This is a genomic window from Vibrio lentus (genome assembly GCF_002875945.1).
Classification (GTDB): Bacteria; Pseudomonadota; Gammaproteobacteria; order Enterobacterales; family Vibrionaceae; genus Vibrio; species Vibrio apostichopi.
On the sequence record NZ_MCZK01000021.1, the window covers coordinates 18,418 to 30,126 of the forward strand.

General features: G+C 44.1%; 8 protein-coding genes. 3 read left to right on the plus strand and 5 right to left on the minus strand.

Translation table 11 applies throughout. The features are described 5' to 3' along the window. Positions 1–133: 133 nt before the first annotated feature. On the minus strand, positions 134–772 hold the full coding sequence (locus BCT49_RS02140) for a YchE family NAAT transporter (protein WP_017105553.1): 639 nt from the start codon (positions 770–772) through the stop codon (positions 134–136). Between the two features lie 640 nt (positions 773–1,412). Here BCT49_RS02140 and adhE point away from each other — a divergent pair. Continuing rightward, positions 1,413–4,118 carry a bifunctional acetaldehyde-CoA/alcohol dehydrogenase gene (adhE, locus tag BCT49_RS02145; protein WP_102433958.1) on the plus strand — a complete coding sequence of 902 codons (2,706 nt, stop codon included), beginning with the start codon at positions 1,413–1,415 and terminating at the stop codon, positions 4,116–4,118. 220 nt (positions 4,119–4,338) lie between these two features. Here adhE and BCT49_RS02150 read toward each other — a convergent pair whose 3' ends face one another. The 3 genes from BCT49_RS02150 to sodB all read right to left on the minus strand — a co-directional run bounded on the left by BCT49_RS02150 (position 4,339) and on the right by sodB (position 6,622). Next, complete coding sequence (locus BCT49_RS02150) at positions 4,339–5,022, minus strand: SDR family oxidoreductase (RefSeq protein ID WP_102433959.1); 684 nt, start codon at positions 5,020–5,022, stop codon at positions 4,339–4,341. A gap of 276 nt (positions 5,023–5,298) precedes the next feature. Next, the gene (locus BCT49_RS02155) at positions 5,299–5,802 is read right to left on the minus strand and encodes a VC2046/SO_2500 family protein (RefSeq protein ID WP_277869403.1); all 504 of its coding nucleotides are present in this window, start codon (positions 5,800–5,802) and stop codon (positions 5,299–5,301) included. Positions 5,803–6,037: 235 nt separating this feature from the next. After that, the gene (gene sodB, locus BCT49_RS02160) at positions 6,038–6,622 is read right to left on the minus strand and encodes a superoxide dismutase [Fe] (RefSeq protein ID WP_004734050.1); all 585 of its coding nucleotides are present in this window, start codon (positions 6,620–6,622) and stop codon (positions 6,038–6,040) included. A gap of 269 nt (positions 6,623–6,891) precedes the next feature. Here sodB and BCT49_RS02165 point away from each other — a divergent pair, with 269 nt between their 5' ends. Together BCT49_RS02165 and BCT49_RS02170 are read left to right on the plus strand one after the other, a co-directional pair. Continuing rightward, positions 6,892–7,230 (plus strand): Grx4 family monothiol glutaredoxin, encoded by a 339-nt coding sequence (locus BCT49_RS02165; RefSeq protein WP_017076187.1) that lies wholly within the window; start codon positions 6,892–6,894, stop codon positions 7,228–7,230. A 96-nt stretch (positions 7,231–7,326) separates the two neighbouring features. Next, on the plus strand, positions 7,327–7,956 hold the full coding sequence (locus BCT49_RS02170; protein WP_017111117.1) for a DsbA family protein: 630 nt from the start codon (positions 7,327–7,329) through the stop codon (positions 7,954–7,956). 43 nt (positions 7,957–7,999) lie between these two features. On the opposite strand, the gene BCT49_RS02175 is transcribed toward BCT49_RS02170, so the two are convergent. Further along, on the minus strand, positions 8,000–11,709 hold a 3,710-nt coding region (locus BCT49_RS02175), incomplete at its 5' end, for an ATP-binding protein (RefSeq protein WP_102433962.1).

The window sequence follows — 11,709 nt, forward strand, 5'->3', positions numbered from 1 at the left end:
TCTTCTGTTAAATGTATTAACAGTCATTATACAAGCTTCACAATAACGAGGCGAGTGAAAGCCAATTTGCTTTACTTGCCTCGTCGATAATGTCGTGCAGGCTGGCTTTGAATCGCCAGAATCCGGTTTAGCGCTATGCTAATCCTGGGAATAGGTTACGTAAGCCGTTGGCGATAAACTCGATGCCCAGAGCGCCAAGAATCAAACCCATGATACGCGTGATAACGTTGATCCCAGTTTGACCTAGAAAGCGCACGATAACCGGCGCTGAACGGAACAGAAGCCAAGAGCAGGTTGCGAAAGCAATGATACTAATGCCAATGCCTACCGTGTCGATTGCGGCTGGATAACGAGAGCCGTAGACAATCGTTGAACTAATGGCACCCGGGCCTGCCATTAATGGCATCGCCAAAGGAACAACACCGATTTGTTCTTTACTAACGTACTCAGATTTCTCTTGCTTGTTCTGCTTATCTTCACCGAGTTTACCGCTCATCATCGAAAACGCGATGCTCAGTAATAGCAATCCACCGGCTACACGAAATGAATCTAGCGAAATGCTAAACATGTCGAGAAGCAATTGTCCTGCAACTAAAGAAACAATCAATATAACGGCAACAGCAATGTTGGCTTGTAATGCGGTCCTGTTCCTCTCTTCTGGCGGCATATGAGCCGTAAGAGAAACAAAAACAGGCATGATGCCGATAGGGTTTACGGCAGCAACAAGCCCAAGGAAGAATTGCATAAAAATTGCGATTTCTAAACCTTGCATGTGGGTGATCTCCAAATAGCGTACTTAAGGAAGAGGGGTTGATCTGTCTATAATCAGAGCGCGTAATGTAAGTGACAAATCTGAATTTCACGAATGAAAAAAACTAACCTGAAATAGGGTCTTTTTTATAGAAAAACTAATTGAATCCAAATGCTGACTTTCGTCATGTTACGAACAGACTATTCGTGTTTCATGTTGTAATTATTTTTTGACCAAATGTTAACCTACGCACGCTTTTAATAAAAATTATGTCTAAATCTAGCCCGTTGCAACGGTATGGATATACTCTCAGTAGCACGAATATAGCTGTATACATGTAATTTAACGGACTAAAAATGAAACTTTTTTACAGTTTATGACGCTATGTATAAAAAAGTTGTCTGTTTGCTTGTTTTTTGCGCGAACGAAAAGTGTGATTTTAATCTATATAAATCATGCTCTTAAGTTCATTTTTGCGATTGCCTTACTACTTTCTAGTTAATTCTTTTTGGGTAACTGATCTGGGTCAATTTTTTTCACACTGTGAAATAATATACTCAGCCCTGAAAGCAATTTACTAAGAACGCTGATGTTTAAGGTTAAAGGCAAGCAGCGAATTTAATAAAAAGTTTTTAATATTTATTATTTTAGGAGATCCACCATGCCTGTAACTAACTTAGCTGAACTAGATGCTCTGGTAGCACGCGTTAAAGCAGCACAAGAAGAGTTCTCAACATTCTCTCAAGAGAAAGTTGACGCAATCTTCCGTGCAGCATCTCTTGCGGCTAACCATGCTCGTATCCCACTAGCACAACAAGCAGTTGCTGAATCTGGAATGGGTATTGTTGAAGATAAGGTTATCAAAAACCACTTTGCATCTGAATTTATCTACAACAAATACAAAGACGAAAAAACATGTGGCATCTTAGAAGAAGATGACAACCTAGGCACGATGACTATCGCTGAGCCTGTAGGTATCATTTGTGGTATCGTTCCAACAACGAACCCAACTTCTACAGCAATCTTCAAATCTCTAATCTCTCTTAAGACACGTAACGGCATCATCTTCTCGCCACATCCACGTGCAAAGAACTCAACTAACGACGCTGCTAAACTTGTTTTAGACGCGGCTGTTAAAGCAGGCGCACCAAAAGACATCATCGGTTGGATCGACCAACCATCTGTAGAGCTTTCTAACGCGCTTATGAAGCACGACGGTATCGCGCTTATCCTAGCTACTGGTGGTCCAGGCATGGTTAAAGCAGCATACTCTTCAGGTAAGCCTGCTATCGGTGTTGGTGCTGGTAACGTTCCTGTAGTTATCGATGACACAGCAGACGTTAAACGTGCTGTAGCATCTATCCTTATGTCTAAAACATTCGATAACGGCGTAGTATGTGCTTCTGAGCAAGCTGTAATCGTAATGGACGAAGTATACGACGAAGTGAAAGAGCGTTTCGCATCTCACAAAGGTCACGTACTAAGCAAAGCTGACGCTGATAAAGTTCGTAAAGTTCTACTTATCGACGGCAACCTAAACGCAAAAATCGTTGGTCAACCTGCAACTGCAATCGCTGAAATGGCGGGTGTTAAAGTTCCAGCTGATACTAAGATTCTTGTTGGTGAAGGCCTTGGCGAAGTATCTTACGACGACGAATTCGCTCATGAGAAACTGTCTCCAACTCTAGGTATGTTCCGTGCGTCTTCTTTCGAGAACGCAGTTGCTCAAGCAGTAACAATGGTTGAAATTGGTGGTATCGGTCACACGTCTGGTCTTTACACTAACCAAGATATCAACGCAGACCGCATCCGTTACTTCGGTGACAAGATGAAAACGGCTCGTATCCTAATCAACATCCCTACTACTCACGGTGGTATCGGTGACCTGTACAACTTCAACGTTGCACCGTCTCTAACTCTTGGTTGTGGCTCTTGGGGTGGTAACTCTATCTCTGAGAACGTAGGTCCTAAGCACCTTATCAACAAGAAAACTGTAGCGAAGCGAGCTGAAAATATGTTGTGGCACAAACTACCTAAGTCTATCTACTTCCGTCGTGGTAGCCTTCCAATCGCTCTTGGCGACCTAGAAGGTAAGAAACGCGCATTCCTAGTAACTGACCGTTTCCTATTCAACAACGGTTACGCTGATGACGTAGTTAGCCTGCTTAAAGCACAAGGTATTGAAGTTCAAACATTCTTCGATGTAGAAGCGGATCCAACACTATCTGTTGTTGAGAAAGGCGCTGAAGCAATGAAGAGCTTCCAACCTGACGTAATCCTTGCTCTAGGTGGCGGTTCTCCAATGGATGCTGCTAAGATCATGTGGGTTATGTACGAGCACCCAGATACTCACTTCGAAGAACTAGCAATGCGCTTTATGGATATCCGTAAACGTATCTACAAGTTCCCTAAAATGGGTCAAAAAGCTGAGCTTGTATGTATTACTACAACTTCAGGTACAGGTTCAGAGGTTACTCCATTCGCTGTTGTTACAGACGACAAGACTGGTGCTAAGTACCCACTAGCTGACTACGAAATCACGCCAAACATGGCTATCGTTGATGCGAACCTAGTAATGAACATGCCTAAGTCTCTAACAGCGTTCGGTGGTTACGATGCAGTAACTCACGCTCTTGAAGCTTACGTGTCTGTTCTAGCGAACGAATACTCAGATGGCCAAGCTCTACAAGCTCTTAAGATGCTTAAAGAGTACCTACCATCAAGCTACAAAAACGGTGCAGCAGACCCAATCGCTCGTGAAAAAGTACACAACGCAGCAACTATCGCTGGTGTAGCATTTGCGAACGCATTCCTAGGTGTGTGTCACTCAATGGCTCACAAAATTGGTGCTGAGTTCCACCTACCACACGGCCTTGCTAACGCGCTGCTTATCTCAAACGTTGTACGTTACAACGCGAACGATAACCCAACTAAGCAAACTGCATTCTCTCAGTACGACCGTCCACAAGCACGTCGTCGTTACGCTGAAGTTGCTGACCACCTAGGCCTAAGCCAAGCTGGTGACCGTACTGCTCAGAAGATTGAACGTCTACTGACTTGGTTAGAAGAGCTTAAAGTTGACCTAGACATCCCACTGTCTATCCAAGCTGCGGGTGTTAACGAGTCTGACTTCGTTGCGAAACTAGACGAGCTAGCAGTTGAAGCGTTCGATGACCAGTGTACAGGTGCTAACCCACGTTACCCTCTAATCACTGAGCTAAAAGAAGTTCTAACAACGTCGTACTTCGGTACTCCTTACGTTGAAGGTGAAACTTTCGAAGGTACTACAGTTATCCTTAAGAAAGCTGACCAAAAGCCAGCTGATGCGAAAGCACCAAAAGCTAAAAAAGAAAAAGCTAACGCATAATAAGTAAGCATTAGTTTTGAGATAAGTTTTCGCTAGCACGAACCTTATCTAATCGGGAAAAATACAAAGCCCCAGTCGAGAGACTGGGGCTTTTTTTATGTTTGCAGTTGGACGGATATCGTGAGGTGTCGAAGGTAAATGTTAATGTTCAACGTTTTCTTTATGAGCAGGAACCTGAGTACCAAAACTTGCGATGGACAACGGTCGTCAAAGGGATTCTCTAAACTTCTGCGGCAACCACACGCCCACTAAAGTAATCATTAGAGACGATGTATTCGGTTGTTCTGGTCAATTCGTCTTGCAGCTGCGCCCAGTGGCATCGGTTAAGTTTGCCATCTGAATTATGAACCGCAGGGACAACACCACCAACTCGAATACCAAATGGAGTCAGTTCTTTAGCCCAACTGTGGGTAAAGCCGGTGATCATCGAGTTTGCGCTCTCTAAGCCGGACACATCATGGAAATCGTCATGGGATATCACATTCACGATGACGCCTTCTTTATCTTCTTCTCGTAACCTTTCAGCACTGATTTGCCCAAATGCGAAAAGGGTTGATGCCATCGATGATAAATCGTTGATAAAACTGCTGACAGGCTGATCACCAATTAAACTCGGCATTGGTGAACTGATCCAGTTATTGACCAATACATCGGGTGTGGTATTGAAGGTGGTTTGAATGAAATCAAACACGCTCAAGATATCTTGATTGTCGTTACCTTTGAGTGTGTAACTGTATACAGATTCGGAAAAACGAGCACATTGTTCATAGGTTGCCTGAAGGGCGTATGGGTCGTTATCACAAAGAATAACGGTCGCTCCAAGGTTAACAAAGTGGTTCGCAATCGTCCCTCCCAGTCGCGAGCCGGCAGATGTTACCAATATGATTGAGCTTTTTATTTCCATCCCAGTACCTAAACAAATCGTCCATATCGGATAAGGATGGGTCAAATTTCATACAATGGGTGTGAATTGGTTCAAACTAAGGTATGCCAATTAATAAGTTTTTATGAACTTAGTGGCACGTCACATTTTGTAGTAACTTCAAGAGGTAATCGACAAACTGGAAATGATAGATGCCTAAGGCTAGTGGTTTATATCACTCGCATCAATGAATCCGCAGGTGCACACAAGATGGGAAAAGAGGAGCCTTAAGAGAAAGTCTGAAAGGGGAGCCGTTACCTACACCTGAGCTTGAATCTGATATTGACGCTGAGCGGTCGACAATTCGTTGTAAAGCGTGGCATGAGGTAAATCAGGTAAGTGCTTATTCGCCAATTTACGTCGGTCATGACCAGAAAGGTTTTGATAAACCTCTTCGGGAAAGTCATGCGTATCTTCAGGCATGAAAGCAAGCGCTTCAGGTTTCAAGTAATGGCTGAGTTTTGCACTGGCAAGGCTTGCCTGATGAAACTGAGCCGACTGTTGAGCCGAAATTTCATAAGACGATTGGTCTGAGCGCAAAGGTTGTGGATCTGCTACGCCGAATTGCTTACGCAGACGATCTTCATTTGTCTCGCTAACTTCAATGGTGTCGATGGGTGTGCAATCGCGTACATCATTAGAAAACATAGATAACAACAACGCGAAATCTGCACGGCGACCTTGCTCAACCGCTTGGCTGATCCCGATGCCGAACTTCAGTTCGTTGATGATTCCTGCTTTGTCTAAAGTATGTATTTGCATGTTGCCTCTCATTCGATACACCTTTAACGGCATGGAGTCGGCAAACTTTAGTGTTTAATTACAGGCAAATAACGAATTTATGCAGGGCTGATATGAAAGGTAGGGATAGGCAGAAACTACGGTCTGTTAATTGATGCTAATTTTTATCTGGGAGGCGATAGATACAAAAAAGCTCACGCCGAGGCATGAGCTTTCAATAGATAACTCGCTATAAATAGCGCAGCATAAGTAATAATTACTTAGCTAGGTTCTCTTCTACGAAAGACCAGTTTACTAGGTTCCAGAATGCAGCCATGTAGTCAGGGCGAACATTGCGGAAATCGATGTAGTAAGCGTGTTCCCATAGGTCAACAGTTAGAAGTGGAGTAACACCTTCTTCTGTTAGAGGAGTAGCAGCGTTAGAAGTGTTAACGATGTCTAGAGAACCGTCAGCTTTCTTAACTAACCAAGTCCAAGAAGAACCGAAGTTGTTGATTGCTGAATCAGTGAATTTCGCTTTGAATTCTTCGAAAGAACCGAATGCAGCGTTGATAGCTTCTGCAACAGCGCCAGTTGGTTCGCCGCCTGCTTTAGGAGCAAGACAGTGCCAGTAGAACGTGTGGTTCCAGATTTGAGCAGCGTTATTGAAAACACCACCAGTAGAAGTCTTAACGATCTCTTCTAGTGTTTTGCCTTCAAACTCAGTACCTGGGATAAGACCGTTTAGCTTAACAACGTAAGTGTTGTGGTGCTTACCGTGGTGGAAATCTAGCGTTTCTGCTGAGATGTGTGGTTCTAGCGCGTCTTTCGCGTAAGGAAGAGCCGGTAGTTCAAATGCCATTGCTCAATTCTCCATTGATATGAAAGAGTTAACTCTTTCGATTGCTTCCAGTGATATTATTATTCATGGTTCGCTATGAGGCCAACCACGGTCAATTTGTTGACTTGCGATATAGTTTAGCAAGTTTTTACTTTATTAAAAGCTTATTTCATCACTTTTATGTGAATTGTTAGCTTAGCTCGTAAACCGCTTTTTTTATATGGTTTTTATTCTTTTGGTTTGGGGTAGAATAAAGGCAATAAAAGCCGTAATCCATTAACGAGGAAGCAATGGAAACTATCGATAAAATCAAACAGCAAATTGAAGAAAACACCATTCTACTTTACATGAAAGGTTCTCCTAAGCTGCCAAGCTGTGGTTTTTCTTCTCAAGCATCTCAAGCACTAATGGCGTGTGGCGAAAAATTTGCTTACGTAGATATCCTACAAAACCCTGACATCCGTGCAGAGCTTCCAGCTTACGCACAATGGCCAACGTTCCCACAACTATGGGTTGACGGTGAGCTAATCGGTGGTTGTGACATCATTCTTGAGATGTTCCAAAAAGGTGAGCTTCAGCCAATCGTTAAAGAAGCCGCTGCTAAAGTAGCTGGCGACGACGCTGAGTAAGCTTTAAGCCTTTGCGCTTAAATATTGAATGGAAGGGGCCTTAATCAGGCTCCTTTTTTGTTTGACTGGTTCGAAAGACTCGATAAGGAATGAACAATGGACGTAAAACTTCATTATGTGCATGACCCAATGTGCAGTTGGTGCTGGGGTTATAAGCCAACATTAGAACTTTTAAAACAGCAGCTCCCTGCAAGTATTGAATTTAATTACGTTGTTGGCGGTTTGGCCCCAGATTCTGATGAGCCGATGTCAGAAGAGATGAAAGGCAAGCTGCAAGCTATCTGGAAGCAGATCGAAGCAAAGCTTGGTACTGAGTTCAACCATGAATTTTGGACAGAGTGTCAACCTGTTCGCAGTACTTACCCGGCATGTCGCGCCGTGATAGCTGCTGGTTTTCAAGACCACTACGAAGCGATGCTTGAGGCAATTCAACACGCTTACTATCTTCGTGCGATGTTGCCACACAGCCAAGAAACGCATCTGCAGCTCGCTCAAGAGTTAGGCATGAATGTACAACAGTTTGAAAATGACCTTTCTAGCAAGTTGTTGGAAAGCGAATTAGATGACCAATTAGGCTTTAAAGAAGCGATCGGTGTGCACTCTTACCCGACGTTAATGCTTGAAGTAAATGGTATTTTTACGGCAGTAGAACTGGATTACCATTCAACGGAAGCGACGCTTAAGTCTATTCGTGAAGTGCTTGTGAATAACGCTCCCGCAGCATAATTCAGCGAGAGCTGTCTGTATTAACGCAAATGATGCCTAAGGCTTACTCATAAGAGTAAGCCTTTTCTTTTGTTTGCCGTAACTGGTTCATTTCGTCAATGAACAAGTCAAATGTCGAATCCACTTCTTCGATTGAAGCTTCAATTTTTGATTCCACTTGCTCTAAGCTAACGGCTCCTGTCACTAGTTCATTGGTGAGTGCCTCTATGTTTGCTAGCGGTGAGGCGATCGGCTCACAGGCCACCATTCTCGCCGCACCTTTGAGTCGGTGTGATGTGGTTTTGACTTGCTGATATTCCTTGGCAGTCCACAGCGTTTTTATCTGTTCATTATCTTCAACAAAACTTGCAGCAAACTCATCGAGTAAGGTCATCACAACATCGTGATCTTCAAATAGATCATAGAGTGCTGAGTAGTCGATGACTTGATTGTTCATATCGTTGCAAGAGTCTTGGGAGATAGTAGGATCAACATTTTCGTTCAGTGCTAAATTGTCACTTTCTGCAAAGCTGTGTTCAATGTCTTGGAACAGCATCGAAAACTCATTGGTATTTTCTTCCGTTGACGAAAAGTTTGATGAAGAGTCTGATGAGGACGTCATGTCCTGATTTTGTGTATCTAGTTGTTCTGTATTGGGAGCCTCGGTTTCAAGCGTTGGTACAGAATCCTTTATCGCAGGTAACCATTTCTCAATGGTTAGCTTCATCTGTTTAATCGACACGGGCTTAACCAGGAAGTCATCCATGCCATGTGCATAACAGTTAGCATCCTCACCTTGAACGGCATTCGCTGTCAGTGCGACGATAGGTAATCTTTGAGTCTCTTGCTCAAGCTCTTCTCGGCGTTGTTCTATCTGACGAATACTTGAAGCCAGCGTATAACCGTCCATCTCGGGCATGTGGCAATCAGTGAGCAGCAGGCCATAGCGTTTGTCTTTTAAGGCGTTTAGCGCGAGCACTCCGTTATCAACGATATCGGCGTGAACACCAATATTCTCAAGTTGCTTAGCAATGACTTGTTGGTTGATAGGGTGATCTTCTGCGACAAGAATCAGCCTACCGTTGAGCTCAGCTTGCTCACGAGTCTCTTTGGCGATAGGCGCTTTAGTTGGGTTGTCTAATGGCGAGATTAGATTGTCGTGACTGACGGGTTTCGTTAAAACGTGAATAAGGTTGTCGGGTAACAAAGGGTTGACCGACAAGCACCATGAGTTGCCTAAAGGTTCTGGCGATAGCATCGGATTTTGGTTGATCACCGTGAATCGTGTTGAATCCGCATGCTGCTGAATCCATGCGTCGGTAATTGCCAGTTGTTGCCAAACAGACATCGCCACAAAGATGTGTTTTGGCTGATGTTTAACGACCATCTCTTTGAGTAAGTGCTTTTGATTAATGTGCAGAACCTTGGGTTCAAGGCTGAAGTGTTTCAAATATCGACACAGCTCTTCTTGTTGAAGAACGTAACCAACCACATACACCTCTTGTGAGTGATTGCTCATATCTAGCTCAATAGGATTCTCAGCCTCCGAAGTACAAATCAGTGTTTGTGATAGAGCTAAAGCGTTGCTAACTGCATGTTCAGGAGCACAAGTTGGGAGGACAACGGTAACCGTAAAGTGGCTGCCTTTTCCTTCTTCACTCGACAGCTCTATGGTGCCATCCATTTGTTCAATCAACTTTAACGCGATAGACAGCCCAAGCCCTGTGCCACCGAAACGGCGACTGGTTGTTTTGTCGGCTTGTTCAAAAGGTTGAAACAAGCTTTGTTGCCTGTCTTTCGGGATACCAATCCCTGTGTCTGAGACGGTGAGGCTAATTTTCTGCAGATGCTGGTTTTTCTCAATTACATCGATATGCAATGAAATAGTGCCATGTTCGGTGAACTTAATTGCATTATTGAGGAAGTTATTCAGAATCTGATGGAGTCGTATATCATCTGCAAACAGCCATTGAGCGAGATTGGGATCTTGCCAATAGTGGAAGGCCAAGCCTTTTTGTTGTGCGTGAATGGATTGCGGTTGCACGATGCGCGCTAACACTTTGCCTAATTCAATCTCAGTTGGATTGAGTTCTAGTTTACCTGCTTCAATCTTAGAGTAATCGAGTACGTCATTAACGATGTGCAATAGGTTACGAGCAGACTGATTCAATCCACCATGTAGGTTTAATAGCTCTTCGCTTAATTGATGTTCTTGCATTAACTCCAATAACCCTAAGATCCCGCTGATGGGAGTACGAACCTCGTGGCTAATGGTAGCTAAGAATTGTGACTTGGCCGCGGTGGCACTTTCTGCTTTTTGGCGCGCATTGTCTAAAGCCTGTTGTTGTTTTTTCAGTAGGGTGATGTCTGTAATCACCGTGTTCCATTCGATAGCCTTGCTGTTTGATATCTGGCTATTAAATTTCACCCATTTCACTTCACCAGACTCTAACTGCACTTGCTGTTCGCTTTCCCAATGCCCAGATTCCATAGCTTCGAGCATACTAGTTTCAAACTGGGGCAATTCATCCTCAGAGATTAGGCCAAACAGATATTGAGGGTGCTCTTTTACCCTAACCACGGATAAGCCGAACATATCGGTTACACCGGCACTCACGAAGCTAAATTGGATATTCAAAGGCTGTTGAGGGTTTGTTTGAATATGCTTGAGCACCACTCCATCTATGTTGTCGGCCAGTGTCTGTAAATGGGCTTCTGCGGCTTTGGCGCGTTGTTCTGCGACTTTTCGCTGCTCGATTTCAGCCGCCATTTTTCGGTTCCAGAATACGATCACGAAAATGACCATAAAGATGCCGAGCCCGATTATCACCGACCATTTAGCCACTTCGCGTGGTGACAAGCCTTCTTGGTATTCATAGGTCAGCCATTTGTTTTCCAAACGCTCTAATTCATTGGCAGGCAATGCGCCAATGGCTTTATTGAGAATGCTTAGCAGCATGGGATGGCGGAAGTTGACCGCGAGAGCCAGCGGTGCGCTGTTTTGTTCATTGATGGTGCCTGTGATTTTAAACTGCCCGACATAGTCTTGATGTAAAAGAGGGGCAGCATGGTGAAGAGAAGCGAGCGCGAAACTGATTTCGTCTTTCTGTAATGCTTGGAAGGCGCTGACATGATTAATGTAAGGTACTGCTTGGCAAGTCAGGCAGAGAGAAGGGAGAACCGTTGCGCCTCCGGAGTTTTCAATCACAGCAATGGCTTCAGTTCCACTTGGAGCAAAGTTGCCTAGTCGGTCAGAGCGACTTAATAACACCCATGGTTCAAAGCTGTAGGCTTGCGTGAAGTCCATGTATCGGGCTTTATCTGTGGTTGGCGTGATGTTGGTCAGTACCATTGTCTCGCCACGATTGAATGCGACCTCTGCCGCTTCTGGTGTTAGGTAAGTGGTACTTTCGAATGATACGCCAAGCACATTGCTCACTAGGTTTAACACATCAGCGGATAACCCAGAGTGTTGTTGCTGTTCATCGGTAAAATCGTACGGGTACCAACTCGAGTGGGTGCCGACCGGGATGTTGGGATTGTTGTCGAGCCAGTTCTTCTCGTCCTGGGTTAAATTCAATGTTCCGTAATTCAGCAGCATCGAGTGTTGTGATGGAGCAAGCCATTGATTGTAAATAGATTGCAGTGATCCTTCCTTGATGTCTTGTAAAGCGAAATTGATTCGGCTGAGTAATTTGTGTTTTCCTTTTTTGATCGCGAAATGCAGGTGATCAGCAGGTAGATCGGGAAGCACAGAGGCTCTTCTCCGCTTAG